This window comes from Acinetobacter sp. 'aerobic (ED)', assembly GCF_904886855.1.
Classification (GTDB): domain Bacteria; phylum Pseudomonadota; class Gammaproteobacteria; order Pseudomonadales; family Moraxellaceae; genus Acinetobacter; species Acinetobacter courvalinii.
This window is the reverse complement of record NZ_CAJHGI010000009.1, coordinates 82,183-97,504: the sequence shown is the minus strand read 5'-3', so window position 1 is coordinate 97,504 and position 15,322 is coordinate 82,183. Positions and strand designations below refer to the sequence as shown.

14 protein-coding genes are annotated in these 15,322 nt (G+C 48.2%); 2 read left to right on the top strand and 12 right to left on the bottom strand.

Annotated features, from left to right (window positions below):
• Positions 1–171 precede the first annotated feature (171 nt).
• From JO943_RS16495 to JO943_RS16465, 7 genes are all read right to left on the bottom strand, one after another.
• Positions 172–1,527 (bottom strand): MFS transporter, encoded by a 1,356-nt coding sequence (locus JO943_RS16495; protein ID WP_202741348.1) that lies wholly within the window; start codon positions 1,525–1,527, stop codon positions 172–174.
• Positions 1,528–1,648: 121 nt separating this feature from the next.
• Positions 1,649–2,674: an enoyl-CoA hydratase/isomerase family protein gene (locus tag JO943_RS16490; protein WP_202741347.1), complete on the bottom strand. Its 1,026-nt coding sequence runs from the start codon at positions 2,672–2,674 to the stop codon at positions 1,649–1,651.
• A 12-nt stretch (positions 2,675–2,686) separates the two neighbouring features.
• Positions 2,687–3,460, bottom strand: a complete 774-nt coding sequence (locus JO943_RS16485) for an enoyl-CoA hydratase (protein ID WP_202741346.1) — start codon at positions 3,458–3,460, stop codon at positions 2,687–2,689.
• A 21-nt stretch (positions 3,461–3,481) separates the two neighbouring features.
• Positions 3,482–4,609: an acyl-CoA dehydrogenase family protein gene (locus JO943_RS16480; protein WP_032870952.1), complete on the bottom strand. Its 1,128-nt coding sequence runs from the start codon at positions 4,607–4,609 to the stop codon at positions 3,482–3,484.
• 10 nt (positions 4,610–4,619) lie between these two features.
• Entirely contained in the window at positions 4,620–6,269 is a 1,650-nt protein-coding gene (locus tag JO943_RS16475; RefSeq protein WP_202741345.1) for an AMP-binding protein, read from the bottom strand.
• Positions 6,270–6,350: 81 nt separating this feature from the next.
• Positions 6,351–7,241: a 3-hydroxyisobutyrate dehydrogenase gene (gene mmsB / locus JO943_RS16470; protein WP_202741344.1), complete on the bottom strand. Its 891-nt coding sequence runs from the start codon at positions 7,239–7,241 to the stop codon at positions 6,351–6,353.
• A gap of 11 nt (positions 7,242–7,252) precedes the next feature.
• Complete coding sequence (locus JO943_RS16465) at positions 7,253–8,770, bottom strand: CoA-acylating methylmalonate-semialdehyde dehydrogenase (protein ID WP_005228340.1); 1,518 nt, start codon at positions 8,768–8,770, stop codon at positions 7,253–7,255.
• A 165-nt stretch (positions 8,771–8,935) separates the two neighbouring features.
• Between JO943_RS16465 and JO943_RS16460 the strand changes: the two genes are divergently transcribed.
• Complete coding sequence (locus tag JO943_RS16460; RefSeq protein WP_202741343.1) at positions 8,936–9,817, top strand: LysR family transcriptional regulator; 882 nt, start codon at positions 8,936–8,938, stop codon at positions 9,815–9,817.
• A 66-nt stretch (positions 9,818–9,883) separates the two neighbouring features.
• Here JO943_RS16460 and JO943_RS16455 read toward each other — a convergent pair whose 3' ends face one another.
• From JO943_RS16455 to JO943_RS16440, 4 genes are all read right to left on the bottom strand, one after another.
• The gene (locus JO943_RS16455) at positions 9,884–11,320 is read right to left on the bottom strand and encodes an amino acid permease (protein ID WP_005228338.1); all 1,437 of its coding nucleotides are present in this window, start codon (positions 11,318–11,320) and stop codon (positions 9,884–9,886) included.
• 193 nt (positions 11,321–11,513) lie between these two features.
• On the bottom strand, positions 11,514–11,873 hold the full coding sequence (locus JO943_RS16450; RefSeq protein ID WP_032876656.1) for a RidA family protein: 360 nt from the start codon (positions 11,871–11,873) through the stop codon (positions 11,514–11,516).
• 10 nt (positions 11,874–11,883) lie between these two features.
• Positions 11,884–12,987, bottom strand: a complete 1,104-nt coding sequence (alr, locus tag JO943_RS16445) for an alanine racemase (RefSeq protein WP_202741342.1) — start codon at positions 12,985–12,987, stop codon at positions 11,884–11,886.
• Positions 12,988–13,011: 24 nt separating this feature from the next.
• On the bottom strand, positions 13,012–14,268 hold the full coding sequence (locus JO943_RS16440) for a D-amino acid dehydrogenase (protein ID WP_032870935.1): 1,257 nt from the start codon (positions 14,266–14,268) through the stop codon (positions 13,012–13,014).
• 139 nt (positions 14,269–14,407) lie between these two features.
• Between JO943_RS16440 and JO943_RS16435 the strand changes: the two genes are divergently transcribed.
• The gene (locus tag JO943_RS16435) at positions 14,408–14,875 is read left to right on the top strand and encodes an Lrp/AsnC ligand binding domain-containing protein (protein WP_004773316.1); all 468 of its coding nucleotides are present in this window, start codon (positions 14,408–14,410) and stop codon (positions 14,873–14,875) included.
• Positions 14,876–14,937: 62 nt separating this feature from the next.
• Here the strand turns inward: JO943_RS16435 and JO943_RS16430 are convergent, their stop codons facing one another.
• Positions 14,938–15,306 (bottom strand): ribonuclease E inhibitor RraB, encoded by a 369-nt coding sequence (locus JO943_RS16430; RefSeq protein WP_199950004.1) that lies wholly within the window; start codon positions 15,304–15,306, stop codon positions 14,938–14,940.
• Positions 15,307–15,322 lie beyond the last annotated feature (16 nt).

The window sequence follows — 15,322 nt, the reverse complement described above, 5'->3', positions numbered from 1 at the left end:
TCAAAAGATGAGGGCTTTTTTCTTTGTCTAAAGATAATGCTCCACGTGGAACATCAAAAATAATTAAGCGCTAATATTAGATTTCCCCACCTTGCATAAAAATCCTTAAAAAATAAAAAGGTGCCCCTCTGCATCGAAAGACACCTTTTTCATTTCATTTTGAATAAACCGCTATTCTGTCATCTTGGCTTGCAATTTGACGCCTTGCTTGTTGTTCTCTGTGGCCAATGCCTGCTGATGGTGATCTCGTGGCATAAATGAAGTGGCAATAATGGCAACAACTGCCATCGAAGCAATATACAACATGATGAGATAAGGATTGCCACCGCCAACGCTTAATAGTTTGGTCGCAATCAGCGGTGCAAGACCACCACCGACGACACCTGCCAGCTGGACCGAAATCGAGATACCGCTATAACGGATCTCTGCGGGAAACTGCCGTGCAAACAATTGTGCCTGCGGTGCATACATGAGCGGAAAGACCACACCGATTGCCAATACAATTGCCGTCCACACCAGCACCGGGTCTTTGCTATTGAGCATGCTAAAGAAGGGATAACAATACAGCGCCAGCACACACAGACCGAACATGAACATATTGCGCTGCCCAACCTTATCGGACAAATGCCCACATAAAGGTGTCATCACTAAAATCACGGCGGCACCGCAAATGGTGGCAAATAAAATTTCCTGTCTGTCAATGCCCAGTTGTGTGGTGGTGTAGGCCAAGGTAAAGGTAGAGGCAATATAAAACCATGCATTCTCCGCCGCACGTGCCACAATAATGCTGATCAATTGCTTGGGATGTTGCTTGAATACCTGTAAGGCCGGCACTTTAACTGCTTCAGCCTGTTGTTTGACTTTTTCAAAGTCTGGTGACTCCGGCACCTTCACCCGAATATACCAACCGACTACCAGTAAAATAATGCTCGCCAGGAAGGGAATCCGCCAGCCCCAGCTAAACAGGGCCTGTTCAGGCAATAAAGACACCAGCCCCAAGGCAATCGAAGCCAGCATCAGCCCGCCGCCCGTACTGGCCTGAGGAAGACTGCCCCAGAAGCCTTTTTTTCCCTCTGGCGCATGTTCAACAGCCATGAGCACGGCACCGCCCCACTCACCACCCATCGCCATCCCTTGGATAAAGCGCAAGATCACCAAGCCAATGGCAGCCCAGTAACCAATTGATTCATAGGTCGGTAACAGACCGATCAGCACGGTGGGGATTCCCATCAGCATCAAGGTCAACAGTAACATCGATTTGCGGCCTATCTTGTCACCAAAATGGCCAAACACCAGACCACCAAGTGGCCGTCCGATAAAGCCCACCGCGTAAGTGGCAAAGGCAGCGAGTACGCCCGTCAACGGGTCAAGATTCGGGAAAAATAATTTATTGAAAATTAAGGCGGCTGCTGCGCCGTAGATAAAAAAGTCATACCACTCAATGGTGGTCCCCACCATACTGGAGATACCTGCCAGTCGATGAGATGACTTGTTAGGAGATGAACCGTTTCCATGTATTGTTTGCATCGTCATTTTCCTTGCTTGGATATTCTTGTTTTATATTTTTGTGCTGATGCTCAATCCTGATCAGCAGCATGTTCAGAGGGTTGATACTCCTTGAGGTTTGTAGATAGAAGGGAGAGTGTATTTAGCTTAGTTTTTCCAGAATCTGTTCCAGCTCTGGATTACGCTGTTGCCATTTGGGCTGTTTGTCTTTATCGACAATTAAGGCGCGTACACCTTCAATAAAATCACCATGTTCAAACCAGATATCCTGTAAATCCCGTTCCAGTTGCATGCACTGCTGCAAAGACAGTCCACGGCCCAGATACTGTAATTTCAGGCTGGTTTGCTTGGCGATAAAGGAACGCTGTTGCAAAATCTCCAGCAGCTTGCTGGTCCATGCTTTGAACGGTTCCTCCTGTTCATGTGCAAGACTGTGCTCAATCTCATCCAGATGCTGAAAACCGAAATGCTTACGGATCGGCTCGACCAATTGCTGGAGTTCACTTTCAGCAGGACGGGTAATAAAGCGGGCAATGATCTGTTCAATATTGGCCTTGCTCAGGTTCGGTGCTGCAATCAACGCCGCCTGTAAGGCAGACAATTGCTGACTCGGCACATGGTAATCGATCAGATCAAGATAGAGCGCATCACTGCTGCTGATCTGTTCTCCCGTAATCGCCATATATACGCCGATATCATCCAGCCGAGACAGGAAATGGGTTGCACCAACGTCTGGGAAAAAGCCAATCGCGGTTTCAGGCATGGCAAATCTGGACTTTTCACTACTCACCACAATATGACAGGCCTGGGCCAAGCCAAAACCGCCACCCAGTACATAGCCATCGAGGATGACCATCACAGGCTTTGGATATTCGCGTAGCAGATTCAGCATGGTATATTCAGCGCTGAAATAGCCTTTATAATCAGCCGTTTCATTCTTATAACTGTCATACAGATAACGGATATCGCCACCCGCACAAAAGGCTTTGGGACTATTCGATTTGAACAAAACCGCCTGAATGGTAGCATCATTGCGCCACAGCTCCAGTTGTGTGCAGATGCCTTCAATCATATCGAGCGATAACGCATTTAAATGCTTGACCCGATCCAGACTGATGACGCCTAAGCTACCTTGTTGCTCAATCATTAAGTGATTTTCTGTATTCATTCTCTTGATCCCTTATTGATTTTTAAAGTTTGCCTGCCGTTTTTCTACAAAGGCCTGCATGCCCTCTTTTTGATCTAAGGTCGCAAAAATCGAATGGAACATACGGCGCTCAAAACGCAGACCTTCAGTGAGATTGACCTCGAAAGCACGATTAATGGTTTCTTTCAGCATCATGTTGGCGGTTAAAGAACGCGCTGCAATTTTTTCTGCGGCTTGTAGGGTCTGTTCTAGTAATTGTTCTTTGCTAAATACACGTGCCACCAAACCACTTTGCTCTGCCTCGATCGCACCCATTTGCCGTGCGGTAAAGCACATTTCCATAGCTTTGGCTTTGCCAATTGCGTGGGTTAAACGCTGTGTACCACCAATGCCGGGGATGACCCCTAAGGTCACTTCGGGTAAACCAAACTTGGCATTGTCGGCACAATAGATAAAGTCACACATCAGTGCCAGTTCACAACCACCACCCAGAGCATAGCCACTCACCGCTGCAATGAGCGGTTTACGGCGCTGCGCGATACGGTCCGCCAGATGGAAAAAGTCGTCGAAGTAGATATCTGGAAATGCCAGATCAGCCATTTCCTTAATATCGGCACCGGCGGCAAAAGCCTTTTCCGAGCCTGCCAATACCATGCAGCCAATCTCACGATCTTTTTCGAGCTGGTCTAAAGCCTGATTGATTTCACTAATCAATTCACTATTCAGCGCATTCAAGGCTTGCGGACGGTTCAGGGTAATCAGCCCAACCCCATGACGCTTTTCTAATAAAATACTGTTCCACTGCATGCTTGATTCCTTGCTTTGCTTTTATAGACTACGTGCGATCACTAAACGCTGGATATCGCTGGTGCCTTCATAAATCTGACAAATACGTGCATCACGGTATATCCGCTCAATCGGGAAGTCTTTCAGATAGCCGTAGCCACCAAATACCTGTAATGCATTTGAACAGACCCGTTCGGTCATTTCCGAAGCGAACAGCTTGGCCATTGAAGCTTCATTGAGACAGGGCTGCCCTGCTTCTTTGAGTCGTGCAGCGTAGTGCACCAGTTGTCGTGCCGCTTCGATTTCGGTTGCCATACTGGCAAGACGGAATGCCAGTGCCTGATGTTCAAAGATCGGTTTGCCAAAAGTCAGCCGTTCTTTGGCATAGCGGGTGGCCTCTTCCAGCGCCGCCCGTGCCAGACCGACGGCCTGTGCGGCAATACCAATACGCCCCCCTTCCAGATTGGCCAGCGCGATTTTTAAACCTTCACCCTCTTTACCCAGCATCAAGCTTTTATGAATACGCACATCCGTCAGGGCAATCTGGCAGGTATCCGAAGCATGCAGGCCGAGTTTTTCTTCAACCCGAATCACTTCATAACCCGGAGTATCACGTGGCACAAGGAAGGCACTAATGCCCTTTTTACCGGCGCTCGGATCAGTCACGGCAAATACGATAATCACACCTGCGTTATCACCCGAGGTAATAAACTGCTTGGCGCCATTCAGAATATAGTCATCGCCATCTTTTACTGCACGGGTCTTAATGGCTGCGGCATCTGAACCTGTATGCGGTTCAGTCAGGGCAAAAGCACCGATCATTTCACCTTGTGCCAAGGGTTTTAAAAAGCGTTCTTTTTGCTCATCGCTACCAAATTTTAAAATCGGCACACAGCCCACCGAGTTATGTACACTCATAATGGTTGAGGTCGCACCATCGGCCGCAGCGACTTCTTCAAGTGCCAGCACATAGGCCAGATTACCGGTGTCCGAACCGCCCCATTGCTCGGGAATCAGCATGCCCATAAAACCGAGCTGCCCCATTTGTGCAAGCGCATCTTTGGGAAAGGTACCATGTCGATCCCAATCACTGGCATTGGGTTTAAGCTGTTCTTGGGCGAAACTTTTCGCCATATCACGTATTAAGACTTGTTCTTCGGTCAATTGCATCTTGTGTTCCTTACCCTGCCTTTGCTTGCTGTTTGGCAATTTCCTGATTACGTAATAAAAAGCGCTGAATCTTACCACTTGGTGTTTTCGGCAGTTCAGTCACGAATTCGACCAGTCGTGGATAAGCATGTGCTGATAAGCGTTTTTTCACAAACTGGCTCAACTCTTCCGCCAACTGTTCCAGAGGTTGAATCCCCGCCGCCAGAATCACGAAAGCTTTCACCACCTCGGTACGGTCCGGATCAGGCACGCCGATGACCGCTGCCTCAACCACCGCATCATGCTCCAGCAAGGCACTTTCCACATCAAACGGCCCGATCCGATAGCCTGAGGTGGTGATCACGTCATCACTACGTCCAACAAAGCTCATGCTGCCATCGGCATGTAACTCGGCGGTATCACCTGTGAGATAGTAGTGCCCGACAAACGGCGATTTGCGACTTTCCTTATAGCCGCCAAACCACATCATCGGCGACTGGCTGATATCCACGGCCAGAATTCCGGGGGTATCCGCTGGAAGCTCCTCACCCTGTTCATTGACCACCGCAACGCGATAACCTGCGCTGGCAAAACCGGCGGAACCTGCACGGATGGTATGATTTAAACCATGATGATTACACACCACCATGCCGACTTCGGTCTGGCCATAATGATCATAAATCGGCGCATCCAGCACCTGCTTAAACCAACGAATCACTTCAGGATTAAGCGGTTCACCGGCACTGCTGACCACTCGGAACTGGCCTTTTAACGGCGCCATCTGTGCCGGATCAGCCGCCATCATCATACGGTACGCTGTGGGTGCACCCGCCAGATTGGTAATCTGATAATCTTTCACAATTTGGCACAGGCTATCGGTACTAAAGCCCCCTTCATAGAACAAGGTGGCATGGCCCAAGAATAGTGGCCCGGTAATGGCGTAATACAAACCATAAGCCCAACCTGGATCGGCAATATTCCAGAACGAATCTTCTTCTCTCAAACCAATGGCATCTTGCATATAACGACCAAACGCCAGCAAGGCTTTTAACGGCACTTCTAGCGGTTTGGCAGGCCCTGTGGTGCCCGAGGTAAACATCAACAAAAAAGGATCCTGGATGCTTCGCATCACCAGTTCGCATTGATCAGACTGCTGTTTGACTGCATCCCAAAAGTTAAAGTCACCTGACTTCAGCGGCGTACCGTGTGGATCAGCAACCGTGACAATCGCGGGACAGTGTGCAATCTCATCCAGTTTGCTGCGGTTGGTCACATCGGTCACCACCAACTTGCTTTGTGCCAGTTGCAGACGATGCTCGATTGCCTTTGGGCCAAAGGCTGTAAATAAGGGCTGATAGACAGCGCCAATACGCCAAGCCGCAAAAATCGTCACCAAAAGTTCAGGCGTTCTCGGCAATAGACCTGAAATACGGTCACCCGCCTGCACCCCTTGCGACTTTAAAAAGTTGGCAAATTGACTCGACCATTGCTGCAACTGGCGAAAGGTGTATTGTTGCTTACGACCATCTTTGCCTTGCCAGTACAACGCGATTTTGTCGCCTTGCGCATGTCGATCACAACATTCATAACAGGCATTCAGTGCATCCATTGAACCGGATAGCATTTGTTTTGCAGTACTTTCCAGATCGAAAGCCTGTACCGTCTCTTTATAATTCAACATCTGTGTTCCCTCAGTCTGGATTCATTGTTATTCATGACAGGGTTTAATTTCTGAATAAAAGCCATCCTTTGGCTTTAGCTTTTATGCCTCTGGCGGCAGGTATTGCTGAATAATGCTGGAAAAATCAAGGTGTGCATTACCACGCATGCACATTTGCTGATATAGCTGCTGCACCATCCCGCCCAACACTACAGGCTGCTTCACCTGCCCTGCGGCTTCAACTGCAAGACCCAAATCTTTCAGCATCAACTGGGTGGCAAAACCATCCTGATAGCCCCGTGAAGCAGGGGCATTTTCACTGATATGTGGCCACGGGTTACAGACTTCCGAGCTCCAGCAACGACCGCTTGAGGTGTTAATCACACCAGCCAAAGCCTGCGGATCAATGCCAAGTTTGGCGCCCAGTGCCATGCCTTCCGCCACCGCCGCCATGGAAATCCCGAGAATCAGGTTATTACAGATTTTGGCAATCTGACCTGCGCCGACATCGCCACAATGCACCACGTTTTTGCCCATGTGACCGAGTACCGGTTTCACTTCATCAAAGGTCTGATCATTGGCACCGACCATAAAGGTCAGCGTACCGGCTTGTGCGCCAATGGTGCCACCTGAAACAGGCGCATCACAAATATGAATATTTTTAGCTTGCGCAACTGCTGCAATGTCTTTGATGGTTTGCGGGTCAATGGTACTGCTGTCAATGCATAAGCTGCCTGCTTTCAGTACTTCCAAAACCCCATTGTCACCTAAGTAAACGTCTTTAACATGCTTTGCCGCAGGTAACATGCTGATCACGACATCGGCTTTTTTCGCCGCTGCCTGCGGGCTGTCGCAAACCACACCACCCGCCTCGGCAAAGTGCTGAATGGCCACGTCGCTGAGATCATAACCATAGACTGTAAGTCCGGCTTTAAGCAGGTTCTGGGCCATTCTGCCGCCCATATTGCCTAGACCGATAAAGGCGATATTCATCCGTGATCCCCTTAACGTAAACTGATGGTGGTATTAACAGCACCAACTTCGTGGCTGTCTTCAAACCAGCGACTGGTAATGGTTTTGGTCTGGGTATAGAACTGCACTGCCTGTTTGCCATAAGGTCCCAAATCACCGAGTTTTGAACCACGGGAACCCGTGAAACTAAAGAACGGTACAGGCACTGGAATCGGAATGTTGATTCCCACCTGACCGATATCAATCAGGTTCTGGAAAGTACGCGCAATCGCACCACTTTGCGTGAATAAGCCCACGCCATTACCAAATGGATTGGCATTGATCAGCGCAATCGCTTGTTCAAGCGTATCGACACAGATAATCGACAGTACTGGGCCAAAGATTTCCTCTTTATAAATGCGCATGTCGGTATTCACGCCACTAAAAATTGTCGCCCCGACAAAGTTACCTGCTTCATAACCTTGCACCTGAACCTCACGACCATCAAGCAGCAGTTCTGCACCTTGCTCGACCCCGCTATTGATCAAGTCCAGTACACGGGCTTTGGCACGTTTTGAAATGACTGGGCCAATATCGGTATTCGGCTCATGCCCTGCATTGACTGTTAAAGTCTTGGCTTTTTCAACCAGTTCTGGAATCCAGTGCTTGCTGTCACCGACCATCACCGCCACTGACAATGCCATACAGCGTTGTCCTGCTGCACCAAAAGCGGCCCCCACCAAGGCATTCAGGGTTTGTTCTTTATTGGCATCAGGCATTACCGCGACATGGTTTTTCGCGCCCATCATCGACTGCACACGTTTGCCATGTTGCCCTGCAAGGTTATAGACATGGGTACCGACCGCAGTCGAACCGACAAATGAAATCGCTTTAATATCAGGATGGGTACATAGGCGATCCACCACTTCTTTACCGCCATGCACGACATTGAGCACACCCGCTGGAATGCCTGCCTGAATTGCCAGTTCCACCAGCATCATGGTCGACAACGGATCCTGTTCGGATGGTTTTAAAACAAAGGTATTGCCACAGACGATCGCCATCGGGAACATCCACAACGGAATCATGGCAGGGAAATTAAATGGGGTAATGCCCGCGCACACACCCAACGGTTGCTGCAAGGTATAGGTATCGACACCACGCGCCACCCCTTCGACGTATTCACCCATTTGCAAGGTCCCGACTGAACAGGCATGCTCAACCACCTCTAAACCGCGTTGAATATCACCTTCCGCATCCGCCAGCGTTTTACCTTGTTCGGCAGTTAGTACCTGTGCAATTTCTTTCATGTTGGCACGAATCAGTTCTTGCAGTTTCAGCATGATGCGCATACGTGCCTGAATCGGGGTTTGACGCCACGATGCAAAAGCGTCTTGTGCAGCCTGGATCGCCGCATCAACTTCCTGCGCCGTTGCAAAGGGTACACGACCAATCACTTGCTGCGTCGCAGGGTTGACAATGTCTTGCCATTGCTGGGTTTCAGACTCGATAAAATTGCCGTTAATGAGTAATTTGGCGGTGTCCAACTGGATGTTCTGGATTGTGTTCATAACCTCTCCATAGGTCGTATTTTTATTGTGTTAAATCATCGGAAATACACTTGGGTGGTATTTTCCTGATTGGGCTTTTATTTGAGACTAACAAAGAAAGCTTTGACCACCAATGCAAATTCATGCACGATTATTGTGCAAATATGCACAGGGAATACAATAACAATGAAAGTGGATTGGGATCATCTACAATTTTTTCTGGTTTTGGCAAGAACCAAGACCTTGACCAATGCAGCACGCGTGATTGGCGTCGAACATAGTACTGTCGCCAGACGGATTCAGGCCTTGGAGCAGACCTTAGGCACGACCCTGTTTAAGCGTGAAGCCACAGGCTATGAGCTGACGCTGGAAGGAATGGCGCTGGTCCCGCGGGTCGAACAAATGGAACAGGCCTTTCTGCAAATTGAAAAGCCCGATCAGCCTTTGCAAGGACGTGTGCGAATTGGCACACCGGAAGGCTTTGGTACCGCATTTTTAGCCCGCTTGCTGGCAGAGTTTTCGATCCAGTACCCGTTACTCACCATTGACCTGATTCCGGTACCGAAAATGATCAAGCTGTCGCATCGCGAAGCGGATATTGTGGTGTCGATTGAGCGTCCAACCTCGGGGCCTTATATCATTACCCGACTCTCCGATTATTGTTTAAAAATTTATGGCAGCCAGCGCTATCTAGCCCAAAACCCGCCGATTCAGGGTCTGGATGATTTAACCCAGCATCGTTTCGTCAATTATATTGATGATCTGGTGTATAGCCCGGAGCTGTATTGTCTGGAACGCTTACCCTTAAAATTGAGCGCCAACTTCCGGAGTAGCAGTATTCTGGCGCAACAGATTGCAGTCAGTGCAGGCGCAGGACTGGCGATTTTGCCCAAGTTTCTGGCCGACGATAAACCTGAGCTTGAAGCGGTATTGCAACAACAGGTGCGCTTTACCCATACCTTCTGGATGCTGACTTTTGTTGATCTACAACATGATCCGCGCATCAAACTGGTCTGGGATTATTTACGACAGCAGGCAGATCAATACCAACAGTTACTGGTGGACTAGCACAATTCAACCGGAGCATAAAAAAAGCCGATCACTATAGATCGGCTTTCATCCACTCGGCAGGATTTATTGCACCAGTTCACGACCGAGTTTTTTCATTCTTGGCTTATATAGCAACTGATAGGTCACCGCCAACAGAATCACCCATAACGGACTGACGTACAGAGCTTTTAAGGTATCCGGTTCCAATGCCAGAATCACCAGTGCAAATAGCAAGAAGGCAATCACCACATAAGACATGAAGACACCACCCGGCATTTTAAACTTCGATTGTGCATGCAATTCTGGGCGTAACTTACGGTAGCGGATATAGCACACCATAATCAGACTCCAGACACTGATGAACAGAATGACACACAATGAACTCGCCAAGGTAAAGGCTTCAAGCGTATTCGGTACAAAGTATTGCAGTACTGCCCCACCCATGATGAACACACAGGAAAAGATCAGGCCATTAGCAGGTACAGCACTTTTGGATAACCGTGCAAATGCATTCGGTGCCTGACCATCTTTAGACAGGCCAAATAACATACGGCTGGTCGAGAATACGCCACTGTTCATCGATGACATCACCGAAGATAGCACCACCAGATTCATGATAATAGCCGAGGTGACAATCCCGGCATTCATGAATAATTCTACAAACGGACTCTTGTCGGCACGGATAATATTCCATGGCGTGACCGACATTACTACCAGTAAAGCCAGTACATAAAACAGGATAATCCGGATCGGAATTGCATTAATTGCTTTTGGCAGGTTCTTATGCGGATCTTTGGTTTCTGCCGCTGTGGTCCCAATCAGCTCCACCCCGACAAAGGCAAAGACTGCGATCTGGAAACCCGCCAAGAAACCATCCAGTCCTTTAGGGAACATCCCGCCATGCGACCAGACATTACTCAGTGATGCCACCGCACCATGTGGAGCATGGAAATGGCTAAAGATCATATAACCGCCGACACCAATCAGCCCGAGGATGGCCAGAATCTTGATCAGGGCAAACCAGAATTCAATTTCGCCAAACAGACGCACCGTCAGCAGATTCAGGAACAACACAAACAGCACACAACCGGCACTGATTGCGGCCTGCCCGATCGGGGTAAACATGGTGCCTTCGGGCAGCCAGAAGGTTAAATAGTTGATCACGGCGGCCAGATCGGCGATTCCGACCAGTACCCAGCCCAGCCAGTAGGTCCAGCCCATATAGTAGCCGGCCCATGGCCCAATCAGGTCATGCGCCATGTCGACAAAAGATTTATAGTGTAAATTTGCCAGCAACAACTCACCGAGTGCTCGCATCAAAAAGAAGAACATCCCGCCGATAATCATGTAAATAAACAGAATCGATGGGCCTGCCAGTGAAATGGTTTTTCCTGAGCCCATGAACAGGCCCGTACCGATGGCACCGCCAATTGCAATCAGTTGCAAATGGCGATTGGAGAGTTTGCGCTGCAAGTCATTGGGCGACTGTTCGCCTTCTGACTGTTGATGTGTAACCGTCATAACCAAAAGTTCCTTTTTACGTTTCCCTCATGAGCCAGCCTGTTATTGTTGTGCTATTGCTAGCCGTCCATTCCTGCGGGCTGACTCATTTTTAATTGCAAGAAAATACGTATCTCACTACGTTTTATCTACTGCAAATACGTTACTTTTCTTCTTTTTTTATATTTTTTAAGCAAAAATAAAGCGGATCGCTTTATTTTTGTGCTGCAACAACCGCAATTTCGATCAACCACTTTGGATTGACCAGATCTGCCTGAATGGTGGCACGTGAAGGCGCAACATGACCTTTTAACCAGTCAATCCAGATGCTATTCACCACAGGGAAATCTGAAAGATCCTTTAAAAACAGTTGCGCAGAGAGCAAGCGTGATTTATCGGTTCCTGCTGAAGCCAGTAATTGCTCGATGGTGGCAAGCACTTCACGGGTTTGTCCTTCAATATCCAGATCGGCATTTTTAGGCACCTGACCGGACAAATACACCACTTTATTGAATACCGTTACCGCACTCATGACTTCGTTGGTGTTGATCTTTTGAATATCTGAATTTGACATGCTTATTTCCTTATTCCTGATAGATAAAATTGACACGTGCCGTGACACCGCACATCAGTTCATAACCAATGGTGCCTGAAGTCGCCGCGACATCGTCAATCGGTAAAATTGTTCCTGTGCTGGATTGGCCCCACAGCACCACTTCACTGCCCACCTGTGCATCACTGATCGGAGTCAGGTCCACCGCCAGCATATCCATGCTGACACGACCAATGGTACGGGTCCGGATTCCGTTTACCAGTACCGGCGTACCAGTCGCTGAAATACGTTGGTAACCATCGGCATAACCACAAGCCACAATACCGATCCTGATTGGCTGTTCGGCTATATAGCTGGAGCCATAACCGACACTTTCATTAGCATTGAGCTGTTGCACGGCAATGATTTCGCTGCGCAAGCTCATGGTTGGCGCAAGGCCCCAGTCCTGAATGCTGTGTTTGGGATAATCGGGAGAACTGCCGTACAGCATGATGCCGCCACGCACATAATCCGATTGTAATTGCGTTTGATATCTTAAGATTGCAGCACTGTTACTGACCGATCTTTGGCCGGGTAAATCCTGAATCGTGGCTTCAAACTCGCTGAGCTGATAGTCAATGCCCTTCTGACCGAAACGATCACCATCGGCATCAGAAAAATGCATCATATGGGTCACTGAACTCACTTTCGCAGACGAAAACAATTGCTGCCAGATCTCACGATAGTGCGCTGGCTTGAAACCTAAACGATTCATACCACTGTTCATTTTCAGGAAAATATCAAACTGGGCAGGATACGGATGTTGCTGCAACCAGGCCAGCTGCTGCTCACTATGCACGGTAAAACTTAATTGATACTGCGCACAATCAAACAGGTCTTGCGGAGAGAAAATTCCTTCCAGCAATAAAATCGGGCCGGTCCAGCCTAAAGCACGTAGACGTTTTGCCTCCTCGAGATCGAGTAAGGCAAAACCATCGGCGCTTTTAAAAGCGTCATAGACCCGTTCAATCCCGTGTCCATACGCATTGGCTTTGACCACGGCAAAGACTTTGCTGTTAGGAACCGACTGCCTGACGACCGCCAGATTCTGGCGTAAGGCCTGGGCATGAATCACCGCAGTAATCGGGCGAGGCATACTAAACTTCCTTGTAAAGCGTGGTTATGCAGCGTGTGAATAACGCTGAATGGATAAACCGTCGGTACTGATCTCTGGACGATGGTTCATAACCAGATCACTGATCAACTTGCCAGAACCGCACGCCATGGTCCAACCAAGCGTTCCATGACCGGTATTCAGGAACAGATTTTTATATTTTGTTGCACCAATAATCGGGGTACTGTCTGGGGTCATCGGACGTAAGCCTGTCCAGAATGAAGCCTGAGATAAGTCACCGCCCGGGAACAGGTCCTGCGTCACCATTTCCAGCGTGGCACGACGGTCTTCTTTCAGTCCCAAATTAAAACCACTCAGTTCTGCCATACCACCAACGCGGATACGCTGGTCAAAACGGGTCAGGGCAACCTTGTAGGTTTCATCCAGTACCGTTGATTGTGGTGCAAATTTTGGTTCCACAATTGGAATGGTCAGTGAATAGCCCTTAACCGGATACACAGGCAAATTCAGCTCAAGCGGTTTAAGGAAATCACGTGAATAACTACCAAAGGCCAGAACATAGCGATCCGCAGTCAGGACTTCGCCATTGACTACAACACCTTTGATCTGGTCGCCTTCAACAATCAGGTTTTCGACATTTTGATCAAACTTGAACTCTACGCCCAAGTCTTGAGCCAGTTTCGCCAAGGCATTGGTAAACAGATAACAATCGCCGGTTTCATCATTCGGTAAATGCAAACCACCGACCAGTTTATCGGTATGCGCTAAAGCAGGTTCAACACTTGCCAGTTCCTGAGCATTGAGTAAATCAAAATCAACGCCACATTCTTTCAGCACTTCAATATCACGTTGTACCGCTTCAAGCTGCGCTTCGCTACGGAACACCTGTAGCGTACCTTTGGCGCGGTTTTCATAGTTGATGCCTGTTTGCGCTCTTAGATCACGTAAGCAGTCACGGCTATATTCTGCAACACGCATCATGCGTTCTTTATTGACCGCATAGCTCTGTGGATTACAGTTTTTCAGCATCTGTGCCATCCACTGCAACTGCCACATACTGCCATCAATATTAATCGCTAAGGGCGCGTGATGCTGGAACATCCACTTAACCGCTTTAAACGGAATGCCAGGGGCTGCCCACGGCGTTGAATATCCTGGGGAGATTTGGCCTGCGTTACCAAAGCTGGTTTCTTTTGCAGGTCCTGATTGACGGTCAAGTACCGTCACTTGCGCACCTTGTTGTGCAAGATAATAGGCACTTGCCACACCAATGACGCCACTTCCTAAAACGATTACGCGCATCGTCGTTCCCTCACGCACACACTAGTTTATTTAACTAGTATATTTTTGGATCAATAGTTTTTTTCACTGATTTTATGGGTATAATCCAGGTAATTTGATGTTTTCGTCACGGAAAAATTAAAATAAAAGGGAATATATGATGCGTAAATTAGACCGGATTGATCGCCTGATTTTAGATATTCTGCAGCGGGAAGGACGTATTGCGATCAGTGAGCTGGCTTCACGGGTCAACTTATCGACCACACCCTGTTCAGAACGGGTCAAGCGTCTGGAGCGTGAAGGCATCATCATGGGCTACTACGCCCGCCTCAATCCGGAATACGTCGACCGAAACCTGTTGGTGTTTCTGGAAATCAAACTGTCGGCGAAATCGGGCGATGTCTTTGATCAGGTCGCACGTGATCTGGTGGATATTCCAGAGGTTCTGGAATGCCATCTGATTTCAGGAGAATTTGATTATCTGGTGAAAGCACGTCTCAAAGAAATGAGCGCCTACCGTCGTCTGTTAGGGGATTTACTGAAAAAACTACCTGCCTCTGCTTCTTCGCATAGCTATGTGGTGATGGAGGAAGTGAAAGAATCTTTATATCTGGATATGGGTGTCTAGCCTCCAAGCATACACAATAAAAAAGCCCTTTAAACAGGGCCTTTACTCAAACAGTGATCCGCTTACTCATCTTCTTCGTCATAAATGTAGCTCATACAGCCCCAGCCATCATATTCACCATTAAACTCCTGAGCAATCTTGGTCATCCACTCTTCCAGATCAGCAATATCTTCATATTCCAGGATCATATTCACATGGATATTCAGCACCCACAGATCCGACCCGTCTGAATGTTGCTCTTCTTGATAAAGGGAGATTTTTTGCTCTTGGTGTAAAAGGTGTAAGGCACATTTTTCAATTTGTTCCTGCGTCTCAAAAACAATCGAAAATTCAACTTCATGGGGTTCATTCAGGTCATTGCCATCTTCAACCATCTGCCACAGGACGTTGCCGTTATCATTATCTGGAAATTTGTCATAATCACGTGTCATATGCATATCCTTTGTT

Bases quoted from the DNA above. Each gene is read 5' to 3' on its own strand.
- JO943_RS16495 (WP_202741348.1), bottom strand. From the start codon at position 1,527: ATGCAAACAATACATGGAAACGGTTCATCTCCTAACAAGTCATCTCAT.
- JO943_RS16490 (WP_202741347.1), bottom strand. From the start codon at position 2,674: ATGAATACAGAAAATCACTTAATGATTGAGCAACAAGGTAGCTTAGGC.
- JO943_RS16485 (WP_202741346.1), bottom strand. From the start codon at position 3,460: ATGCAGTGGAACAGTATTTTATTAGAAAAGCGTCATGGGGTTGGGCTG.
- JO943_RS16480 (WP_032870952.1), bottom strand. From the start codon at position 4,609: ATGCAATTGACCGAAGAACAAGTCTTAATACGTGATATGGCGAAAAGT.
- JO943_RS16475 (WP_202741345.1), bottom strand. From the start codon at position 6,269: ATGTTGAATTATAAAGAGACGGTACAGGCTTTCGATCTGGAAAGTACT.
- mmsB (WP_202741344.1), bottom strand. From the start codon at position 7,241: ATGAATATCGCCTTTATCGGTCTAGGCAATATGGGCGGCAGAATGGCC.
- JO943_RS16465 (WP_005228340.1), bottom strand. From the start codon at position 8,770: ATGAACACAATCCAGAACATCCAGTTGGACACCGCCAAATTACTCATT.
- JO943_RS16460 (WP_202741343.1), top strand. From the start codon at position 8,936: ATGAAAGTGGATTGGGATCATCTACAATTTTTTCTGGTTTTGGCAAGA.
- JO943_RS16455 (WP_005228338.1), bottom strand. From the start codon at position 11,320: ATGACGGTTACACATCAACAGTCAGAAGGCGAACAGTCGCCCAATGAC.
- JO943_RS16450 (WP_032876656.1), bottom strand. From the start codon at position 11,873: ATGTCAAATTCAGATATTCAAAAGATCAACACCAACGAAGTCATGAGT.
- alr (WP_202741342.1), bottom strand. From the start codon at position 12,987: ATGCCTCGCCCGATTACTGCGGTGATTCATGCCCAGGCCTTACGCCAG.
- JO943_RS16440 (WP_032870935.1), bottom strand. From the start codon at position 14,268: ATGCGCGTAATCGTTTTAGGAAGTGGCGTCATTGGTGTGGCAAGTGCC.
- JO943_RS16435 (WP_004773316.1), top strand. From the start codon at position 14,408: ATGCGTAAATTAGACCGGATTGATCGCCTGATTTTAGATATTCTGCAG.
- JO943_RS16430 (WP_199950004.1), bottom strand. From the start codon at position 15,306: ATGACACGTGATTATGACAAATTTCCAGATAATGATAACGGCAACGTC.